We start from the raw sequence: 21,099 nt of genomic DNA on the forward strand, positions 1-21,099 counted from the left end.
AGGGAAATAAAATAATATGATGATATATACTAGTAGAACCATTTTATGTATAATTGGTAAATTATAGATTCTAGTTATTCTAAGGAGACCCTAAGTGGAGAATATACAAAAGGTAATTAAACAATTCAAACTTCCTATATTGTCGATTGATACCGTTCCAGAGTCTTTTAGTTCAGAAGTTTATAAAATTCAATTAATAAACAAAAAGAATGTATATATAAAGATTCCATTCAGCAAAGACAAACTTTTTCGTGAGTATAAAATGTTGATTAAGCTAAAAAATTATATGTCGGTACCAACAGTTCTAGATTATTGGGAGGGGGATGAAACAGTAACAGGTGCATTGTTGTTAGAGGAAATTATCGGTGTCCCCTGTTTAGGAAGAATAGATTTCCAGTTAGCTTTCCAAATTGGAGTGAATCATGCAATGCTTCATGCTTTATCAATGCCTGTATATGGTGCAGAAACCGAGAATGGATTTAAACCATTAGAAAATAACGATTGGAGAAATTTCATTCAACAGACTTTTATTAAGTTCGAAAAACATACAAGGCTTGAACTACCTAATGATTTATACGAAAAATCAATCCGACATTTTGAACTCATTTTTCCTACACTACCTGCTCCTGATGGTCCTTGTATTATTCATATGGATTTTCGACCAGGTAATATATTAATACATGACAATAAAGTTAGTGGAATTATAGATTTTGAGAGTGCTCGAGTTGGGTCTACAGAAATTGATTTCGCAAAGATAAATCGTGATGTTTGGTGTAAATATGAAGGAACTAGGGATGCTTATATCTCTGGATATGAGTCGATTCGTCCAATTTTGAATCTAGATAGTATACTTTCTTTTTATTCTTTTTATGATGCCTTTAACTCTATTGGCTGGTGTCGTTTACGGGGAGTAGACAAGCACCAAGCATTTCTTAACGAGAATATAGAGATTTTAAGAAAGATTTTGTAGGAGAAATCGAATCTCTTGAAAGGTGCAGTTAACATTGGATAATTTAAATATTTATTTCACAACTAGAATGCGTAGGATAATTGAAAACGCTGAAAAAGAAGCCCAACTTTCAAAATTCAATATTTTACAGCCTATACATTTACTTATAGGATGTTTAGAAGAAAAGACAGGAGCACTTGGTGAAATTTCAATGAAATGTTCATTAGATAAGTGTTCTTTAAGAGTTCTATTGGATGAATATGAGGAAACTTCAGATCAACAAAAGATAAACAGTGTTTATTTCAATATTACTATTACGAAGGAAGTAGCAAATGTAATGGAAGTTGTAATTCATTATATGAAAAAGTATAAGCAAGTCTATGTAAACGAAGGCCATTTATTAAAAGCATTAATAACAACTAATGTAATTGATCAGTATTTATCTGATGAAAATAGGGAGATTCTCTTAAATCTAGGGACTACTTCAAGAGATATGATTACTCATCTCGGTAATTACACTTTCCCTGATTTAAGTTGTTGTGTTGTCCGCAAAGTGAATAAATACGATTTTCAGCCCTTAATTTATTTTGTAGAGAACAATTTTTCAATCGAGTGGTCACATACAATAAGGGAAGCATTCTCATTAAGTGAACCTACGATTTATATAGCTTTAGACAACAATGGAGATATAGTAGGTTTTGCTGCTTATGATGTATATAAGAATAGGAAATGCTATTTCGGTCCAATGGGTGTAGCGTTGTCCAATAGGGTTTCAGGGATCGGTTATTCTTTACTTCATCATTGTTTAAAAGATATGAGTGAGATTGGTTATGAGTATGCAATTATAGGTGGAGCAGGTCCGATAGAATTTTATGAAAAAGCGTGTAATGCAGTTGTAATTCCTACCTTGTAAATTATATGTTCAACTATAACCGTAGTATTAGGGGGTATCAAATGGAGTTTTATACTTTCAATAAAAATAGAGGGAAAAAGATTCCGAATTTCAATTCGGATTTTATCATGTCTCGTATTATCCACACGCAAAAGGAAGCTCAAATAGGTTGTATGTATTTAGAAAAAAACGGAATTATTGGCTATCATCAGGCAACTGTACCTCAGCTTTTGTTAATTTTGACTGGAGAAGGATATGTACGGAATGGTGATGATAAATATTTTAAAGTTCTACCTGGTGATGCTGTATTTTGGGAGAAAGATGAATGGCATGAAACTAAATCAGATAATGGATTGACAGCAATAGTAATAGAAAGTGAAGAATTAAATCCGGCGTTGTTTATGTCTTTAAAATTATAGGTCTAATGAGATGAATCCTTCAATAGTGTAGATGAAGTAAAATAACCTTAAATGAAAATAAGCAGATTTCTATTTAAATAAAATACTATCCAAATACCCTACTAAATTTGCAGTTTATTTTCTTACAACAAGGGCAAACTATTTTTAAAAAAATTTAAACTACAATACATTAGGGGGATCAGTAAATGAAGAAGGCAGTCTTTTTGGATCGTGATGGAGTAATAAATGAAGTGCTAAGTGATCGAGTTAAATTTGTGAATAAACCACATGAGTTGTATTTCTTACCGGGTGTTCCAGAAGCAATTAAAAAATTGAATACTTTTTTTGATTTTGTTTTTGTTGTAACTAATCAAGGGGGTGTTGGTTTAGGGTTTATGAAAGAAGCTCAGCTCAACAAAATACATGAACATATGGTTGCTGAATTAAAGAAGGAAGGTGCAACAATTCATGATGTTGCTTATTGTCCTCATAAACCAAAAGCAGGTTGTGCTTGCCGAAAACCAAATAGCAAATTAATTGTCGATTTGGGTGAAAAATATGATATTGAATTATCCCAGTCCTATATGGTAGGAGATACTGATACAGACATCATTGCAGGGAAGAAGGCAGGAACAAAAGCTGTATTTCTAGGAAAGAGTGATCCACTTGCAGATGCCGTTTTCCCTGACCTAATTAGTGCTGTGGATTGGATTATTGAGGATGCAACAGCTGAATAATGTGCGATTAGTTATTCTGAAGTTCTTATAACTTTTTTAAATAAAGAGGTGAAAAATAGTGAAAAATAAATTATTCCATGTAGAAATAATCGTGTTTTCATTATTTTTCATCATTGGTTGTTCAATGAACGATGATGTTAAAAATACTAGAAGAAATAAGTAGGAACATCCATGCTTTTATAGAAGTATGTAAAGGTTTTTTCGAACATAAAATAATAGAATGTAGGTGTGGGAATGAGTAATATCATTAATTATTATAATAAGTTTGATGAATGGGGACGTTTAGAAAGAGAACCGATTGAATTCCAAGTTAATTTGCATTATATAAAAAAATATCTGCCTCCAACAGGATACGTGTTAGATAATGGTGCTGGACCAGGGAAATATTCTATAAAACTTGCTCAAGACGGTTATAAAGTGACCTTAACAGATTTAACGCCGAGACTTGTTGAATTTGCTAGAAATAAAGTACAGGCACTTAATTTAGAAAAACACTTTAATGGTTTTTTTGCAGCAAATGCTAGAGAACTTAAAATGATTAATGATGAAGAGTTTGACGCGTCATTAATGCTCGGCCCAATGTATCATATACAGGATGAAAATGAACGTATCCAAGCAATTAGAGAGTTACATAGAGTTACTAAAAATAACGGTGTTGTTTTTGTTGCGTTTATGCCAAGAATCAGGCATATACTGACTTCACTATTATATCCTGAAAATTGGAAACCCAATGATAACATAGATGAGATTCAACAATTTTCACAAACAGGTTGTTTTAATCATCAAGATGAAGGACGCTTTACTGGTGCTTATTATTTTAATATTGATGAAATCAAACCGTTTATGGAAGCACAGGGATTTGAAAGTATAGAATTGATAGGTTCTAATATAGGTGCAATATTAAATAATGATAATTGGAATTACTGGAGAAACAAAGGGGAAGCAGAACTTGAAAAACTCCTGAAAATGCTTATTGAAAAAGCTGACGACCCACATATTCTTGGAATTTCATCTCACTTACTTTATATTGGAAGAAAAAAAGGGTAATTAATTTACTTATATTTCTATTAGACATTTAGATCACCATAGAGGTCAATTACATAATTAGTTGAAAATGCCTGGTATCGCAGTTTCAACGGAAACGTTATTTTATAAAATTGAAAGTAATAGTTGACCTTAAGATTATTGTAAGGAGAGTGAGATCATGGTGTTTTTGATTATTTTATTATATTTCATTATCGTTGTATTTCTTATAATCAAAAATTCTATAAAAATTTCTACAGCTTTGCTGCCATTATTATTCTTTTCCATATTGTCCAATGTTGCTTTGTCTCAAAATTATACACAGAGTTTATTATCGGAAGCTAATGATGGAATCGGCGTATCCAATTTTTTATCTAGTTTTATATTACCAGACGATTATTGGTCTCAAGAATTGTTCCATTCTAGTTATGAACTTACAACAAATTTATCGTTAGTTCTATTGATTGGTTACATTCTTACAATATTTGTTGAAAGTATTTTTCTATTAAAGAGAAAAACAAATTTAGCTTCCGACTCGAAATCCAATTAAAATAAAACCCTTCATTATAATTGTTTCTGTTGTGTCTTTTCAGATATTTGTTTCGCTTAGTACAAATAAATGATATTAGGAGAGTAATATAGTATGAGAATTATTGATACAGTCCCATATTTTTTATATAACTATAAATCCTCTATCAATTTTTTAAGAACTTACTATAGTGTATATCCAGATGTATTTAAAGAATATTTCACTTTTCACTGTAAAGACACGGAAGAGCGACATATGGAATCTCTTAAAAAGTATCAAGAATATATAGAACGTATAAAAGAAGTTCATCATAACATCTTACCTATTATAGAAGAAACAGAAGAAGAGTACTTTAAGTTATTTCAAATTTCATTTCCTATTGATGTTAATTTGATTGTAGGTGGATTTGGATCAAATGCATATACGCATAGACAGTTTATACCGGACATAACTTTTTCTTTAGAGAAATTGTCTCCAAAAACGGAGCATTTGAGAACGATTGTTGCGCATGAGTTTGGTCATGCAGCACAGAATATCATGTCTGAAGAAGCAGGAATAGATTGGACAGAAGTCCAGTAGAAAAGTCCCCTTACATGGCTGAATCAGGAAGGTGCAGCCACACACTTTTCTCGTCGTACAGCAATAAATCTAAATTCTTCCATTTATTTTTCATATAACGATGAAGGAGAAGACTGGTTAGCATTTTCAACAAAAAATAGAAAAGAAATAAAAAGAGTATTCTCAGAGGATTATTCCAATTTGACTGATGAATTATTATTTAAAAAGTGGTTTTCAATAAATGGGGAAAATCGGTTTGGTTATAGCAGATTAGGATACTTTGTTGGAGATATGTTCTTTCAACATCAAATTGAAAATCTAGGCGAAATAAATGCTGTGATTGCATGGAAGGAAAAAGGTTTTGAAGAAAGTGTAAAACAATGGTTATTTCAAAATTAATATATAGAAACATTTCATAATTCCTTTACGAGACACATATGGTAGGTGGAAATAAATTATGATATTCAGTAACAAAATACTTATCAGAAAAATGAAACAGAATGACTTTGAATTAATGGTTAAATGGCTAAATGACCCAAAGGTTTTGGAATTCTACGAAGAGTCTCCTACTAACTACGATAAAGTGGTAAATAAATATGGACCTAGAGTGGAGGGAAAACACTATGTAAATCCTTGTATGATAGAATTTCAAAATGAAACAATTGGATATATACAGTTCTATCCAATACAAGAAAATGAATTAATAAAATATGGCTATCCACAAAATGAAATTATTTATGGTATTGATCAATTTATTGGAGAAACTCAGTTATGGGGAAAAGGAATAGGTACATCCATGATTTCTATGATGGTAAATTATTTGAGCATACATAAAAGTGTATCACGAGTTGTGTTGGAAGTAAAAAATACTAATGTCAGAGCAATCTCTAGCTATGAGAAGTGCGGTTTTAAAAAAATGAAAGAACTTCAAAATGATTTAACTTTAATGGAATGGATGAAATAAGTGTTAATCTTTGCAGAGTTGGTGATCAAATAATTGATCGCCAGCTCTTTTTCCTTTTTGTGCTAATAGATAAAGTTAGTTAAACAAGAAGGAGTATTATCCCAACTTCTAGAATACAAAGTAATATGGCCATTCAAGGAGGGATAAAAATGATTTTTGAGGTTACTTTTCAAGTTCGTGTTTCTGATATTAAGGAAGGTCATAAGTGGTATGAAGTAGTACTAAACAAAAAACCAGATTTACAACCACATTCTGGTTTTATTGAATGGGAAATTCTACCTGGTTGTTGGTTGCAAGTTGCTGAAGGAATCCCATCAAAAGCTAGTGGACCTTTACGTTTAGGTGTCACTAATATAATTGCTGAAAGAGAGAGACTTGTTAAGGAGTTAGGAATTGATCGCTTTGAGATACATTCTAGAGAAGAGGTATCTGCCAAATGGGGAACTTTCACAGACCCATGGGGGAATCAACTAGGGTTCTTTGAGTATCTGGATAAAAAAGAAGAAAAAGAGCGTATTAAGCAGATTGTGGAGGGTTCATTTTAAGCATTACCTTTAATAGAAAGTAGGTTTTAATAGTTGAGAATAAAAAAAGAGTTGAACGATGTTTTTGATTCAGTTGTAATGCATGTAAAAAAAACTTCTGAAGAAGTTGACTGCTCTGGCGCGAGTGTACTCATTATACATAAAGATAAAATTGTAACGGAGGAATATTGGGGAAAACATTCAAAGGCAAGTGGTGCGAGGCCAATTCAAGAAGATTCGCAATTTCATGTTGCATCAGTTCGTAAAAGTTATATTGGTTTTGCTGCTTCCTACGCGATACATAATGGTTACATTAAATCGATTGATGATGAAGTGAATAAATATTTACCAGTACCGAATATGGACCTGTACAATAAAACAACTATAAGACATTTGCTAACACATACACATGGGTTGAATTTACAAGATAGCAATATAGTTAGAGAGTTTCCCCCAGGGCAAAGTTGGGCTTATCGAGATATTGGTGTTGATTTATTGACACAAATTATCAAACTGACAACAGGTAAAACTATAGCTGAGATTCTTTTTGAAGAGGTCTTTTATCCTTTAGACTTTCAGGAAACAGGTTGGCATGATGACTCCAATACAAAATTAGTGGAGGTTATAAGAAAATCTAATGATTCTCTTTGGTCAAATGACGGGGGTAGAGATGGTGATAAGAAAAATATGTATGTTTCTACGAGAGAGCTTGCTTATTGGGGGTATATCCATTTAAAGCAAGGTTTGATTAATGGTAAGCAAGTTGTTTCAAGAGACATTATTAATAGTTCTACTAGCCTTCAGAGTCCTAACTTAATGAATAAGGATCTGCCCCAAAACGGTTTTTTATGGTTTGTTAAAGATCTCCCAGCTAAAAAATCTGAAATAGGTGAACTTGTGTCGAAAGAATCATTTCAAATTTTGGGATATACCAATGTTGCAGTACTCGTAATACCTAATAAAGATATTGTCGTAGTTCGAATGTTTAATAGTTTTGGTTCCACTCATAACTATGATTATTTAGTTAATATTCGAGAATTCGGTGATACTGTCATGAAATGTTTTTAAATCAAAAACATTGTTTAAAGTTGGTTTTAAGGAGAGATAATTATGCAATATACAATTGAACCAATAGCATTTGTTAATAATAATAGATTAGATATAGAGGATGATAACTGGGGATCAATCATTTCTACAATTGAGCTCACTGAAAATATGACTGAATCTTCTTTGGCTGGTATTAATGAATTCTCTCACTTAGAAATCATATTTTATTTTGATAAGGTTTCTGATGATAAAATTCAATATGAAGCAAGGCATCCAAGAAACAACAAAGAGTACCCTAAAGTTGGAATTTTTTCGCAAAGAGGTAAAAATAGACCCAATAAGTTAGGGGTAACAATTGTTGAACTTGTAGAACTTAAACAAAGAAAATTAATTGTTAAAGGATTAGATGCAATTAACGGCACCCCAATTATTGATATTAAGCCTGTAATGAAAGAGTTTCTACCAAAAGGGGAAGTAAAGCAGCCAGAATGGTCCATTTCATTAATGGATAAATATTGGATCAAATCTTAGAATATTATTGAAGAGGGGGGTTACCTTCGAATGGGAGTAAGCCTTTTATATTATTAATAATGATGGAAATAATTGGTCGCCAACATATATCATTTATTTAATAAAAAATTAAAGGACCTTTTTCGGTCCATATAATTTAATATGTAAAATTTATTTCATTTATCATGGTTGTGTTTTTATTTTTGATATATGCCTAAAGAAACTAATGCATCTTTAACACTGGACATTGTCGGTATTGTTTCTATTTTATAATCTAACTGTATCGCAGCTAGTGCTAATGAAGGTCTTAACCCCGTGATAATAGAACGCACACCAAGTAATGATAATACGCTATTTAACTTAAAGAGATAATCTGTAACAAGGCTGTCTAAATTGTAGATTCCAGAAAAGTCGATGATTAAACATTCAATACTTTGGTTTTTAACCTTTAAAGGTACATTTTCCAAAATCTGTATTGCTCTGTCTTCATCAATTGATCCAACTAAAGGAAGTATAGCTATCCCATTTAGAATAGGAACAACTGTAGCAGAAAGATCATTAATTTCCTTTATAATTTCTTTTTGTTTTGTTTCTGATTCTTTTCTACCCGTAATATCTTTTACATATGTTTGAATGGCTTTTGTATCCCCTATTTGAACAGGGTGACAATACAATTCAACATCTACTGTTGTGCCATCCATACGAAAAATTGTTTCCTCTATAACCTTAGCTGGTTGTTGATATGCGGATAGGATTCTTTTTTCTATTGCTACTTTGGATGTTTCTTGGAATATATCTAAAGGACTTGCACCAATAATATTTTCTTTGGGTGCTCCAAAAAACTTTTCTGCCACGTGATTAACATCAATTATCCGAAGGTTTGTATGGATTATTAATGGATCAAGTGAATATTCCATTATTTCACGGTAATCAATATGTGCTATTTCTTCATTCAATCTACTCACTCCCTTGAAACGTATGGTTATTATAAAAACAGGATATTAGACTATTGCCATTGCTCAATGGATTTCTCGTGCAACTCAATCTAACTTTAACAGTTTTCAGTGAGATTCGCATGAGAAACTATTTTTGTTAATTTTTAACCTTTAAAAAATACTCTATTGAGTTTAACTCTATAAGAGCAAAGTAAGGGAATTTCATTATTGTATTTGCTCATGTTGATATAATACAACACTGGTTTGAAGATGCAAGCTATATACACGTTAGAGAAGATGGCTGCTATGATAGAACAAATAGCCGTTTTTGTACCATATCAAGCTTTAGAAATTATGTGAAATTAAATCGTTATTTTTTATGTATTAACAAAGGTAAAATTAATTTAAAAAAGGGATGAGAAAAATGGAAAAGGTTCAATCAAATTTTATAAATACAGCTCCAATGAATGCAAATGACCTAAAAATAATTTTAGAGGAAGTAAGAAGTGGAGTAAGGAATTGGGATGATGAGGATAAAGTTTTTCTCCTCAAATCAATGGTTGAACATATTGGCTCTACAGATAGTCGCCTTAGAGATCAATTGATATACACCTCTTTTTATCAACTGATAATAGAGAAAAATCTAATTGAGCATGATTTATTAAAGGAAGTCTTAGATTTTTGTTTAAATGAACGATTGTTTAAAGGAATCGGAGAAACTGGTACCGATACAGTTTTTACAAGATCATTTACTACTCTATTAATCGCACTAATATTATACAGAGATAACGAAGATAACTTTCTTACACAAGAGATGATTACTACTATTAAAGATCAGTTAGTTGAATATATAAGCTTGGAAAAAGATTTAAGGGGATTTGTTTCAGGTAAAGGGTGGGCTCATAGTATTGCGCATGTTGCCGATGCTTTTGATGAACTAATAAAAAACAATCATATAGATAAAGAATTATATAAACAAATTTTAATGCCATTATGGAAAAAGATATTTGTGTCAGATAGTGTTTATGTCCACGATGAAGACGAGAGATTGCTAATACCAATTTTGGAAATGCTCAATAAAGGGTTGAAACTTGGAGTAATTGAAAATTTAATACAAAGAATACCTGATGAACTTTTGATACTAAAAAAGGAGCTAGATGAGGAAAATTATTGGTTTTTAGTAGCTAACTGTAAGGTATTTTTAAAAAGTTTTTACATAGAGGTAAAGAAAAATACAAGTTTACTATCTCTTCAAACTACTATTGAAAAGTGCCTAACTGAAATTTAGGCATCAAAATAGTGTTATTAAGGAAGAAAAGGCATCTCTACAATCTAAAATGCCTTTTCTTATATGTGATTTCTATTCTTCTATTCTTCTACTGGGTTTTTGGGGCCGCTAAGATCTAATTGATAAAAAGCTAAGTCAAGCCATCTATTGAATTTAAAACCTGCTTTTTTAATAGTACCAGAGTATTCGAACCCAAAATTTTTATGCATCGCAATACTTTTTTCATTTGTTGCATCAATTCCAGCAATTAATGTACGATACTCTCTTTCATCAGCAAGCGCTATTAATTCTTTCATTAAAGAAGTTGCGATTCCTTTTTTTCTAAATTCCTTACTTACATAGATAGAATGTTCAATGGAATATTTGTATGCTGGCCATGCTCTAAATGGACCGAAAGTTGCAAAACCTGCTACCCTGTTATCTTGTTCAAATACTAATATCGGATACCCTTCGTTCATTTTTTGTTGGTACCATTGTTGCCTATTTTCGAGCGTTTGAGGTTCGTATGTATACACAGCAGTCGTATTTAAAATCGCATCATTATATATATCTAAAATATCCTGTAAATCTTTCTCTTGAATAGGTCTTATCATGATAAATTCCTCCTAATGTATCTAATGCAGTATATAACACACCTTGACTGGACGAGTTAGAGAATGTTGGAATTCCTTTTCATATACAGGAAATAATATATTAATGGATATGAAAGGAATAAAAATGGAAAAAATTAATCTAATTAAGCAATATAATATCGTTACACCAAATTATAGTTTAGATGATAAAGAAATCTCATTTGACATATACATAAGTCCTAACCAACAGGTCTGTATAATAGCTAAACTAGATAATAACTATATATGTTGGTGTTCTATAACTGCTATTAATGATTATGATACCAATTCTTCTATATTTCAATATATATTGAATCTTAATGTAAAAACCATATCAAACGAGTCTAGTGCATTAGGGGAAAAATATAACGAAGTTAAAAATTGGCATCACCTGATTTTTAGTAAGAGAGCTTATCAAAATGAAAACCGTTTTTTTTCGCCAGTAAATTCTTGTTTCTTTATGGATGGAAAATTTTTTGCAAGTGAGATTAATACATTTTACAAGCAAGAGAGATCAAAGTGTGACTACAGATTAATCGACGATACTTATGTATCTATTTTAGAAAAATATAAAACTATTTTATTTAAGGCAAATCAACATTATAGTTATTATCATGAGGTCAAACCAATTATTAAGATATTAGAAGATGAAAGATATTTAAAACTTTCTTCAGTATTCGAAATTAGACAATTGTATTTGGAATGTATCCAAAAATCTAATGATTTATATAATCGCTATATGACAGAAGTTCGATAAAAAAATGGAAAGAAGGCAGTTCGATGTTGGAAAGTTTGAATAAGCGCCTCCAGACATTGATGCCTATATTAACACCGCTTAGCTTGATTATCGGTGTATGGCTCGATGATCTGGGGGGGCATTTATTATTTTTAGTTCCTTGGTTGTTTGCATTTATGACGTTTGCGGGTAGTTTGAGCTTAAACTTTAAAGGGTTGCAGAGCTTTACAAAGTATCCATATGTCATTTTATTAACGATTGCATTTTTACATATTGTCATGCCCATTTGCGCATATCTTGTGGCAACTTTGCTATTTGATGATCATTTACTGACGATTGGTTTCATCTTGTCCGTTGCTGTACCAACAGGGGTGACTAGTTTTATTTGGGTGTCGGTTTGTCGAGGAAATCTAGCACTGTGCCTATCAATTATTTTAATCAATACACTCATGTCACCGATCGTCATGCCATTTTTACTGCATCTAGTTATTGGACAAACAATTGAAATGGATACAGCCGCTCTTATGCTTGATTTATTATGGATGATTGTATTGCCATCCATAGTAGGAATGTTATTAAATGAATTGACGAAAGGCAGTATTGAGAAGACACTAGGAAAAAAACTTGCGCCGTTTTCGAAAATGAGCTTGTTTTTTATAGTGCTGATTAACAGTGGCGTTATTGCACCGTATATTAAAAGTATTACATGGGAGCTTGTTAGTGTTATTGTCATTGTATTTATTCTCGCATTTTTTGGATACGTAATGTGTTTCCTGTTAGGGCATTTTCTTTGGAAAGATGTTGATATTGTAACGACAATTGTGTTTACAGGTGGAATGCGCAATATTTCGATGGGAGTGGTTGTGGCAAGTGCCTACTTCCCTCCGAAGGTTGTGCTGCCAGTTGTCTTCGGCATGCTATTTCAACAAGTACTGGCATCTTTTTTTAGCCGAGTTATAGAATTATATAGAGCTAAATTTGCTCAAGCTTCTGTTTAGTTTAAGTAATTATTTTAGTAAAAATGATAACAATAAAAAATAGCGTTAGGAGAAATCTGATGTATATTCCTAAATACTTTAAAGTCACAAATATAGATGAAATTAAAGAATTTGTCCAAATGAACTCATTTGGAACGATTGTAACTACTAAACAAGGTAAACCTATTGCTACGCACTTGCCCTTAGAATTGCATAAAAATGGAGACGATTACTATATAACCGGACACATGGCGTATGGAAATCCACAATGGAGAACCCTCGATACGAACGAAGATGTACTTGTTATGTATCAAGGACCGCATGCATATATCTCTTCCTCTTGGTACACACATGAAAATGTTCCAACATGGAATTATCAAGCAGTTCACATATATGGAGAAGCTAACGTTTTGAATGAAGAAGAGCTAAAAGAAGACCTTGCTTCACTGCTTCATAAATACGAAAAGCATCGGAAGGATCCAGTTTTGTGGGAGAAGCTTTCTCCTCAGTTAATAAATCAAGAACTAAAAGGGATTGTTGGATTTAAAATAAAAGTAAAAGAGATCCAAGCAGCCTATAAATTAAGTCAGAATCGTAATGAGGAAGATTATCTTAACATCGTTGATCAACTGTCGGTTGAAGAAAATCTGACTTCTCAACAAATGGCAGAAGTGATGAAAAAGAGAGTGGAAAACCATCAGTAGTAATAATAATATCTGATTAATAAAAAGAACCGAGATTCAATTGAATTCACGGTTCTTTTTTATTGCTTCAGAATAAAGAGTCTGAAGCCCTTCAATTAATTCTTTATCAGAAATATAGGAGTATGATAAGCGGATATGATACGTATCTTTCGGTTCATATATATAACCGGGATTAATGAGTACCTTTTGATTCAATAAATTCATAAAAAAATCAGTTGTGACAATAGGTTCATTAAATTTTATCCAAATATAAAATCCCCCCTTGGATGATTCCCATGAAGCGATTTCCTTAAAATATTTCTCTAATAAATGTTCCATTAAAACAGCTCGTCGTTTTAATTCTTCTTTTAATTTTTCAATGTGACTTTCATATAAACCAGATGTTAACCAGTAGGAGACAATCTCTTGAGAAAAGGCACTAGAACCGTAATCCATCTGCATTTTAATATCAGCCAAGCGTTTAATAACAGGTGATGGTGCTACAATCCATCCAATTCGTAACCCAGGGCTAAGTGTTTTTGAAACGCTTCCGAGATAAAGTACTCGTCCTGTTGTGTCGATTGACTTTAAGGAAGGAGTTAGAGCATCAAACGATAATTCAAAATAAACATCGTCTTCAATAATCGGTAGCTGCAAAGATTGACACATGGCATAAAATGATTCCTTTTCTTCTAATGACCATATCCTACCAGTTGGGTTATGCAATGTAGGAATCGCATAATGAATGCCTTGACGTTTCCCGCGACGCATTTGAATAATCTTGCCGTCTTGGATATTAGAGTCAACGCTCTGCATTTGCATACCAAAAGACTGGAAGGGATGAATGGAATTCAAATATGAAAATTCATCTTGAAACACAACAGAACCAGTTTCTAGTAAACCTACAGCAATTAATTGCAGTGCTTGCAAGCCGCCTGATACGATGCAAATATTCTCAGGTGAAGTCGTAATTCCTCGTTTTTTTAAATAATCGCAAAGTGCAACTCGTAATTTAAGGCTCCCTTGAGGCGAGGAGTAACCAATAGATTTTCCTTCTAATTGAAGCTTTTGCAATGACGCTTGAATTTCAGCTGTAGGTAACAAGCTAGGGGCTAGCTCACCTGTGCTGAGTCGGATGATGGATTCATCTTGTTCAAACTCATTAATAAGTTGAATCGTTTGAAAGTTAGGCTTGTGAATACTTGCTTCAATATACTTTTGCCAATTTGGTTGCTTTTGTTTCAAAAGCATACTCCAAGAATCGTTGGATACATATGTACTTGAACCAACCTTTGAAGATAAAATCCCATCAGCTTTTAATTCGTCTATTGCTTCTTGTAATGTACTCCTATTAACACCAAGTGTAAGTGCCAGTTGTCGTTGAGCAGGAAGCTTTGTCCCGTTCGGCCATTGTCCAGTACTAATTTGTTCGGTCATCCATTCAATTATTTGTTTCGATAAACTCATTGGAAGTGAACGATTTGGCTTTCAATTCATACAGCAACTCTCCTTGAAAATTGGATGGTTAAAAAACCAACCAATTGGACCTTTTTCTTTAGTTATAACATAGCTACGATAGAGAGGAAAGGGGTTGAAAAGATGGAACCGATTATTCATGGTATCATTTTAGCATTTGGACTTATTTTACCTTTAGGGGTGCAAAACGTCTTTGTCTTTACTCAAGGTGTCACACAACCAAGTCTGATTCTAGCGCTTCCTGCGGCGATTACTGCAGCCATTTGTGATACAATTTTAATCATTTTAGCGATTTTAGGATTATCTATGATTGTTCTACAATTTGAGTGGATTCGTCTGATATTACTTATTGGTGGAATTCTATTTTTGCTGTACATGGGAAAAGTGATTTGGCTTTCAGATGCAGCTAGTTTAGAAGGGAAAGAAGCATTGCCTTTAAAAAAGCAAATTCTTTTTGCACTTTCAGTATCCTTACTCAATCCACATGCTTTGCTCGATACGATAGGTGTGATCGGGACAAGTGCGGTTAAATATGAAGGACAAGATCAAGGATTGTTTATGATTGCTTGTATCATCGTTTCTTGGCTATGGTTTTTGTTATTAGCAACTACAGGAGTTTTCTTGAAAAAAATACAAATATCGAATAAAGTATTTATCTTATTTAATAAATTATCAGCTATTTTTATATGGGGTACTGCTATTTATTTATTGGTAGGTTTGTTTTAATCTCTTAAGGATTCGCACAGTGCGTTTACTTTAACATTTTGAGTAATAAAATAAAGGGATTTCAATATCTAATGGAGAAGATGGAAGGGTTGGCAATTTATATGAGTAGAGATAGGGGATATAATTGTGTTAACTAGGATAACTACCCTACCAAAGGATAAAAGAATTGCTGGAGTTCATTGTATTCCTATAACAGACAATGGTTCAATTTTGATGGCATGGGACAAGGATGAACTTATACTAACTACTATTGGTGGAAGAATCGAAGAAAATGAAAGTTTGGATAAAGCACTAGAACGTGAAGCTATGGAAGAAGTGGGAATTATTCTAGATTCCAATAGAATTCCGTTTGCTTCTTGGTACTGGCAATCAACTGATACATATACTGTATGGTTTTTAGTAAGAGTCGAAAAAATTTTAGCCTATTCATTTGATTTTGAGAAAACAGGCTATGTTATTTTTAATTTTGAAACGGCTAAGCAAATAGTCTCCAAAATTGAATCTAATAACGACAAAAGAGTTCAGATTTTAAAAATGGCAGAAGAGCGGGCAAAAAATCTGAGTTGGATATGATAAATAAATATACTGACAAGGGGTTAAAGTATGCAAAAGAGTACTGTCCTTTTTTACGGAGCTATAAGTTTGGATGGTTACCTAGCTAGGGAAAACCATTCGTTGGATTGGTTAATTGGAACGGAAGGTGAGGAAGACACAGGTTTTTCTGAATTCTATGAAACAGTTGATACAATTCTTATGGGAAGAAACACATACGAACAAATATTGATTCTTTCTCCAGAGGAGTTTCCATATAAAAATAAAAAGTGCTATATATTTTCCAGTACATTAACTGGCTCCAATAAGTATGTAGAATTCATTAATGAGGATATAATAGGCTTCACTAAATCGTTGAAAGAACAAGAAGGCAAAAGGATTTGGCTTGTAGGTGGAGGAGAGGTGTTGCAACCGCTTCTTAAAGCAAACATTATAGATGAATTTATCATTCAAATTGCCCCGTCCATAATTGGTCGTGGTATACCACTCTTCGTGCCAGGTAACTATGAAAAGGATTTAACTTTGGTCGATGTGAGACGTTATAAACAATTTGCAGAGTTACATTACACAAAATATTAAGCTATCTAGACTTGTCTTGGATTTTGAGTTGATAGTTTAACATAGGAGTTTGAATGCATGAAAAGTGAAAAAGAAAAAATGTTACTCGGTGAGCTTTATAATCCAACAGATCCAGAATTACTGAAAGAAAAGTTAACTGCCCGAAGGCTGACTAGATTATACAATCAAACATTAGAAACGGAGGAGGACAAAAGAACAGAACTTTTAAAAGAACTGTTTGGTTCAACAGGTAAAAGCTTAAGTATAGAACCTACTTTACGTTGTGATTATGGCTACAACATTCATGTTGGTGAGAATTTCTATGCTAATTTTGACTGCGTGTTCTTAGACGTTTGTGAAATACGGATAGGAGATAACTGTTTTATTGCTCCTGGAGTCCACATTTATACAGCAACCCATCCATTAAATGCTGAAGAAAGAGTATCTGGTGTAGAGTACGGAATACCGGTAAAAATTGGGGACAATGTTTGGATTGGTGGTAATTCCGTTATTAACCCAGGGGTCACTATAGGAAATAATGTCGTCATTGCTTCGGGTTCAGTTGTCACAAAAGATGTCCCTGCGAATGTTGTGGTAGGAGGAAATCCGGCAAAGATAATAAAGCAAATAGATTAAATACCTTTAAGACAAACTGGAGGTTTTTATGTACAGTTCACAAGAATTTATCTTAGACAGTGTTACTTTTCAATTATTAGAGAAGCATGATTTTAAATGGATTCATAGTTTAGGTGAAGTTTTTTGCGTTTTTGATAAACAAGATTCTGGGAACATTAGTTTCGGTGTAGAAAAAAACGGTTCAAAAAAGTTTGTGAAGTATGCTGGAGCAAAAACTTTAGAGTATAAGGGGCATCCAGAAGATGCGGTAGCAAGATTAAAAGACTCAGTTAAAATTTACAACAATCTGTCCCATCCACACCTGGTAAATCTACTTGATCATTTTGAGGTTGAGAAGGGGTATGTTCTAGTGTTTGACTGGATCAATGGGGAGTCTCTCCATTCTCATTGGTCTTTTCCTCCACCGAAGAAGTACAATCATCCCGCTTCTCCTTTTTATCGTTTTAAACAATTACCTATAGAATTCCGCTTAAGATCTTTAACAAGTATATTTGAATTCCATGTACATATGGAAAAGAAAAATTATGTAGCCGTTGATTTTTATGACGGGAGTATCCTATATGATTTTGATAATAACAGCACAAAAATATGTGATATTGATTTGTATATGGAAAAACCATTTATCAATAAGATGGGAAGACTCTGGGGCTCCTCTAGGTTTATGTCGCCAGAAGAATTTACATTAGGCGCTCCAATTGATGAAAGAACAAACGTATTTAACATGGGGGCCACAGCATTCTGCCTTCTTGGAGGAGAACTAGACCGTTCATATTTAAAATGGGATGCAAGTGCTGAACTGTATAAAGTAGCAACCAGGGCTATTGAAGAAGACAGGAGTAAAAGGTATGCCAATGTAGAAGAATTCTATTTTGCTTGGAATTCTGCTTTAAAAGATCAAATGATAAAGTGAGGAGAGCATGCTAAATTATGTGGATTCAACGATTTATCAATACGGAAAGAGGAACATTTGAACTGTTTGAAAATGGTGATGGAGAGCCTTTAGCCGTTACACATTTATATAGTGCTTATGATGAGCGAGGAAATTCTTTTGCAAATTCGTTTACATTAGATTATCACGTATATTTAATAAACCTTCGTGGTTGTGGAAATTCGGTCTAAGCTGAAAATGACAGTCAGTATAGTATGGACGAAACCGTAAGAGATTTGGAAGCAATTCGTATCGCTCTACAATTGGAACGGTGGGGTTTTGCTGGTCATTCTACAGGAGGCATGCTTGCACTTAAGTATGCAATCCTCATGCCTTCATCACTTACAAAGATTATTGCTGGAGGAGCGGCAGCAAGTATAGAATATGGCTATGATCCTGACAGTATATATTGCTCTGAAAATCCTAACTTCAATCGAATTAATGACATTATGAACAAATTTAATGATCATTCCACATCAGTTGAAACTAGGCAGAAATTAGGCTATGAATGGGCTTTATTGTCATATTATTCCGAAGATAAATTGAAAGAAGCATTAAAAAAACCAAATAGTGGTAAGACAGTTGGCGATCGTTTAGATTACTTTAGAAAAAAAGAATGTACTACATATGATTTACGAAAAGAATTATTATATGTGACAGTCCCTAGTTATATATATGCAGGTAAATACGATGCACAATGCCCTCATAAATTCGGTGTAGAAATCGCGAATTTAATTCCTAATGCAATGTTTACAACATTTGAACAAAGTAATCACAATCCATTTTCGGAAGAAGAGGAAAAATTTCAAGCATTTGTGAAGTCGACTTTATAGTGAAATAAGTATTATTATACTAGGCCTCTTAGGACACTATTCCTAAGAGGTTTTAATTTATTTTATTTTTTCAAAACTTTTATCGTAGTTGTATGTCTAATAAATAAGAACAATGAAATGAGGTGAAATCTTGAGTGGAAAGAGTCTTGTTAAGAGGGCTATTAAAGGCGATGAAGAAGCATTTTTAGAACTCATGCATTCATATCAAGAAGCGTTATATCGAACTGCAATATCGTATGTAAAAAATGAAGAAGATGCATTGGAAGCGGTTCAAGAGGTGACGTATAGGGCTTATCGTAGCATAAAAACAGTGAAAGAGCCTGCCTACTTTAAGACATGGCTCATTCGGATTATGATGAACTATTGCCAAGATGTGCTGAAGAGAAGTAATAGGGAAATAGTTGAAGAGAGTCTGATTAATAGGACGGGTGTAAGTGAAGATTTCACTTATATGGAAGTAGAAGAGGCACTTTTAACTCTATCAGATTATGAAAGAGAATTATTGCACTTGAAATATTTTGAAGGGGTCAAAATAAAAGATATTGCTGTTATGTGGAATACTCCAGAAGGAACTATTAAAACTCGATTACATAAAGCATTGCGTGCACTTCGGAACAATTTTGATGAGAAAGGAGATGTAAAGCGTGTTTAAGGAAGAAGAAAATAAATTGGAGCAGCGAAAGAATGCGATTGATCAAGTGAAAATACCAGAGGACAAATTACATTTTGCCGTACGACAGGGATTCGAGAAAGCAAAAAATGAAAGAGCATTAAAAAGAAATATTATTCGAAAACGGAGTACATGGTCAATTGTCGTAGCTGTAATTCTTCTTATCTCATTTGTCACTTCTATTACTGTGTCCCCAGTATTCGCAAGCAAAGTTGCATTAATACCAGGTATGGATAAAATTGTGGCGCTCATTAAGCAAGATAGAGGCTTGACTGCAGCGATTGAGAATGATTTTTATCAGCCTATAAATTTAACGCAAGAAAAGAACGGTATTACCGTGACACTCGATGGAGTAATTGCTGACAAAAAAGGTATGGTGATTTTTTACTCCGTTCAAACGAATCAAATGGATGTCAGCTCTCTTGAATTAAAGTATATTCAATTATGGTCAGGCATGAATTCCCGCTATAGATTTGATTTAAATGATTCCGTTCTACCTTTGACAGAAAGAAAGGATTCACAGTTTTTTAGTTCTACCGAGCATATAGAAAGCAGTAAACTCGAAGAAGAACTATCCTGGGCGATAGGTTTGAAAAACGGAGAAAAAATAGAGCATTTTAAAATTCCATTTTCATATAAGAAGATGGATGTAGAGAGTAAGAATATTGTTGTGAATAAAGAAGTAACGATTGATGGCCAACGTATTAAAGTAAAAGAATTGATAGTCGATCCAATCCGTACTGTTGTTAGGTTAGAAGAAAATCCACATAACTCAAAGAAACTTCTTGCTCGTGCTTTTGATGAATTGGAGCTGAAAGACGAATTAGGAAGGACATGGTCGGCGTTACCTGGAAATTCATATAAACCACTTTTAAACGGTGATGTATGGGATGTACCACTTAAGGAAAGCTTTTACTTTTATGAACCGAATAAATTGAGCTTAACATTTGGGAAAATTGCAGCAATGGATAAAGACCAGGCTTATATTTTAATAGATACCGAATCCAAGGCATTTTTGAAACAACCTTCAGAATCGTTATTCTCTAATCTAAAAGTGGAGAATGAAAAAGTTAGTTTTACAATTGAAGCTGATAATAACAATGATTTTGTTTATTTTCCTAGATTTACAGATGCTACTGGAAGAGATTTTATAATTTATTATAAAGGACTTTTTCCATCTACTGCAAATTATGTGAGAGGCTCATTAGTTAAAGTTTCTAATGAGGAAATGAAACTTGAATTTGATTTACCTTGGGAAAGATTCACCAATCCATTAAGACTTGAATTGGATTCTTATCCATCTTGGATTGAAGAGGATGTAAAGGTAGATATAAAATAAATTAACAAGAACAGTCGTTC

The 21,099-nt window shown here is 33.0% G+C and carries 26 protein-coding genes and 1 pseudogene; 24 read left to right on the forward strand and 3 right to left on the reverse strand.

Going from position 1 to position 21,099, the window contains the following annotated elements:
• The first annotated feature begins 94 nt into the window (after positions 1-94).
• The 12 genes from AM499_RS04180 (at position 95) to AM499_RS04230 (ending at position 8,152) form a co-directional block, all read left to right on the forward strand.
• A complete protein-coding gene (locus AM499_RS04180) occupies positions 95-970 on the forward strand; it encodes a phosphotransferase family protein (RefSeq protein ID WP_053589025.1) in 876 nt (291 codons plus the stop codon).
• Between the two features lie 34 nt (positions 971-1,004).
• Entirely contained in the window at positions 1,005-1,862 is an 858-nt protein-coding gene (locus AM499_RS04185) for a GNAT family N-acetyltransferase (RefSeq protein WP_231687523.1), read from the forward strand.
• Between the two features lie 41 nt (positions 1,863-1,903).
• Positions 1,904-2,260: a cupin domain-containing protein gene (locus AM499_RS04190; protein WP_053589026.1), complete on the forward strand. Its 357-nt coding sequence runs from the start codon at positions 1,904-1,906 to the stop codon at positions 2,258-2,260.
• Positions 2,261-2,445: 185 nt separating this feature from the next.
• Entirely contained in the window at positions 2,446-2,976 is a 531-nt protein-coding gene (locus AM499_RS04195) for a D-glycero-alpha-D-manno-heptose-1,7-bisphosphate 7-phosphatase (protein WP_053589027.1), read from the forward strand.
• Between the two features lie 234 nt (positions 2,977-3,210).
• Positions 3,211-4,023 carry a class I SAM-dependent methyltransferase gene (locus tag AM499_RS04200; RefSeq protein WP_053589028.1) on the forward strand — a complete coding sequence of 271 codons (813 nt, stop codon included), beginning with the start codon at positions 3,211-3,213 and terminating at the stop codon, positions 4,021-4,023.
• A 157-nt stretch (positions 4,024-4,180) separates the two neighbouring features.
• Positions 4,181-4,549 carry a hypothetical protein gene (locus tag AM499_RS21575; RefSeq protein ID WP_156316743.1) on the forward strand — a complete coding sequence of 123 codons (369 nt, stop codon included), beginning with the start codon at positions 4,181-4,183 and terminating at the stop codon, positions 4,547-4,549.
• A gap of 93 nt (positions 4,550-4,642) precedes the next feature.
• Entirely contained in the window at positions 4,643-5,107 is a 465-nt protein-coding gene (locus tag AM499_RS21955) for a hypothetical protein (protein WP_231687524.1), read from the forward strand.
• 180 nt (positions 5,108-5,287) lie between these two features.
• Positions 5,288-5,485, forward strand: a complete 198-nt coding sequence (locus AM499_RS21960) for a hypothetical protein (protein WP_231687525.1) — start codon at positions 5,288-5,290, stop codon at positions 5,483-5,485.
• 58 nt (positions 5,486-5,543) lie between these two features.
• Entirely contained in the window at positions 5,544-6,050 is a 507-nt protein-coding gene (locus tag AM499_RS04215) for a GNAT family N-acetyltransferase (protein ID WP_053589029.1), read from the forward strand.
• A 149-nt stretch (positions 6,051-6,199) separates the two neighbouring features.
• Positions 6,200-6,595, forward strand: a complete 396-nt coding sequence (locus tag AM499_RS04220; RefSeq protein WP_053589030.1) for a VOC family protein — start codon at positions 6,200-6,202, stop codon at positions 6,593-6,595.
• A gap of 33 nt (positions 6,596-6,628) precedes the next feature.
• Positions 6,629-7,642, forward strand: coding sequence for a serine hydrolase domain-containing protein (locus AM499_RS04225; protein ID WP_053589031.1), 1,014 nt, complete (start codon positions 6,629-6,631; stop codon positions 7,640-7,642).
• Positions 7,643-7,684: 42 nt separating this feature from the next.
• Positions 7,685-8,152: an SAM-dependent methyltransferase gene (locus AM499_RS04230; protein WP_053589032.1), complete on the forward strand. Its 468-nt coding sequence runs from the start codon at positions 7,685-7,687 to the stop codon at positions 8,150-8,152.
• Positions 8,153-8,328: 176 nt separating this feature from the next.
• On the opposite strand, the gene AM499_RS04235 is transcribed toward AM499_RS04230, so the two are convergent.
• Positions 8,329-9,087: a PAS domain S-box protein gene (locus AM499_RS04235; protein ID WP_053589033.1), complete on the reverse strand. Its 759-nt coding sequence runs from the start codon at positions 9,085-9,087 to the stop codon at positions 8,329-8,331.
• A 403-nt stretch (positions 9,088-9,490) separates the two neighbouring features.
• Between AM499_RS04235 and AM499_RS04240 the strand changes: the two genes are divergently transcribed.
• The gene (locus AM499_RS04240; protein WP_053589034.1) at positions 9,491-10,354 is read left to right on the forward strand and encodes a DUF2785 domain-containing protein; all 864 of its coding nucleotides are present in this window, start codon (positions 9,491-9,493) and stop codon (positions 10,352-10,354) included.
• A gap of 80 nt (positions 10,355-10,434) precedes the next feature.
• Here the strand turns inward: AM499_RS04240 and AM499_RS04245 are convergent, their stop codons facing one another.
• A complete protein-coding gene (locus AM499_RS04245) occupies positions 10,435-10,947 on the reverse strand; it encodes a GNAT family N-acetyltransferase (RefSeq protein WP_053589035.1) in 513 nt (170 codons plus the stop codon).
• A gap of 103 nt (positions 10,948-11,050) precedes the next feature.
• Here AM499_RS04245 and AM499_RS04250 point away from each other — a divergent pair, with 103 nt between their 5' ends.
• Genes AM499_RS04250 through AM499_RS04260 form a run of 3 tightly spaced genes read left to right on the forward strand, consistent with a single transcriptional unit; the run spans position 11,051 to position 13,382 of the window.
• A complete protein-coding gene (locus AM499_RS04250) occupies positions 11,051-11,722 on the forward strand; it encodes a hypothetical protein (protein WP_053589036.1) in 672 nt (223 codons plus the stop codon).
• Positions 11,723-11,745: 23 nt separating this feature from the next.
• The gene (locus tag AM499_RS04255) at positions 11,746-12,699 is read left to right on the forward strand and encodes a bile acid:sodium symporter family protein (protein ID WP_053589037.1); all 954 of its coding nucleotides are present in this window, start codon (positions 11,746-11,748) and stop codon (positions 12,697-12,699) included.
• A 59-nt stretch (positions 12,700-12,758) separates the two neighbouring features.
• Positions 12,759-13,382, forward strand: coding sequence for an FMN-binding negative transcriptional regulator (locus tag AM499_RS04260; protein ID WP_053589038.1), 624 nt, complete (start codon positions 12,759-12,761; stop codon positions 13,380-13,382).
• A 36-nt stretch (positions 13,383-13,418) separates the two neighbouring features.
• Here AM499_RS04260 and AM499_RS04265 read toward each other — a convergent pair whose 3' ends face one another.
• On the reverse strand, positions 13,419-14,828 hold the full coding sequence (locus tag AM499_RS04265; RefSeq protein ID WP_231687526.1) for an aminotransferase-like domain-containing protein: 1,410 nt from the start codon (positions 14,826-14,828) through the stop codon (positions 13,419-13,421).
• Between the two features lie 132 nt (positions 14,829-14,960).
• Here AM499_RS04265 and AM499_RS04270 point away from each other — a divergent pair, with 132 nt between their 5' ends.
• The 8 genes and pseudogenes from AM499_RS04270 to AM499_RS04305 all read left to right on the forward strand — a co-directional run bounded on the left by AM499_RS04270 (position 14,961) and on the right by AM499_RS04305 (position 21,079).
• Complete coding sequence (locus tag AM499_RS04270; protein ID WP_053589039.1) at positions 14,961-15,563, forward strand: LysE/ArgO family amino acid transporter; 603 nt, start codon at positions 14,961-14,963, stop codon at positions 15,561-15,563.
• 126 nt (positions 15,564-15,689) lie between these two features.
• Entirely contained in the window at positions 15,690-16,136 is a 447-nt protein-coding gene (locus AM499_RS04275) for an NUDIX hydrolase (RefSeq protein ID WP_053589040.1), read from the forward strand.
• 30 nt (positions 16,137-16,166) lie between these two features.
• Positions 16,167-16,694: a dihydrofolate reductase family protein gene (locus AM499_RS04280; protein WP_053589041.1), complete on the forward strand. Its 528-nt coding sequence runs from the start codon at positions 16,167-16,169 to the stop codon at positions 16,692-16,694.
• 57 nt (positions 16,695-16,751) lie between these two features.
• Entirely contained in the window at positions 16,752-17,309 is a 558-nt protein-coding gene (locus tag AM499_RS04285) for a sugar O-acetyltransferase (protein ID WP_053589042.1), read from the forward strand.
• 28 nt (positions 17,310-17,337) lie between these two features.
• Complete coding sequence (locus AM499_RS04290) at positions 17,338-18,219, forward strand: protein kinase domain-containing protein (protein ID WP_053589043.1); 882 nt, start codon at positions 17,338-17,340, stop codon at positions 18,217-18,219.
• Between the two features lie 17 nt (positions 18,220-18,236).
• Positions 18,237-19,070 (forward strand): annotated as a pseudogene (locus AM499_RS04295) (alpha/beta fold hydrolase).
• A 130-nt stretch (positions 19,071-19,200) separates the two neighbouring features.
• The gene (locus AM499_RS04300) at positions 19,201-19,722 is read left to right on the forward strand and encodes a sigma-70 family RNA polymerase sigma factor (RefSeq protein WP_053589044.1); all 522 of its coding nucleotides are present in this window, start codon (positions 19,201-19,203) and stop codon (positions 19,720-19,722) included.
• Entirely contained in the window at positions 19,715-21,079 is a 1,365-nt protein-coding gene (locus AM499_RS04305; RefSeq protein WP_053589045.1) for a DUF4179 domain-containing protein, read from the forward strand. The genes AM499_RS04300 and AM499_RS04305 overlap by 8 nt, the downstream gene beginning before the upstream one ends.
• The last annotated feature ends 20 nt before the right edge of the window (positions 21,080-21,099 follow it).

This window comes from Bacillus sp. FJAT-22090, from assembly GCF_001278755.1.
Taxonomy (GTDB): domain Bacteria; phylum Bacillota; class Bacilli; order Bacillales_A; family Planococcaceae; genus Psychrobacillus.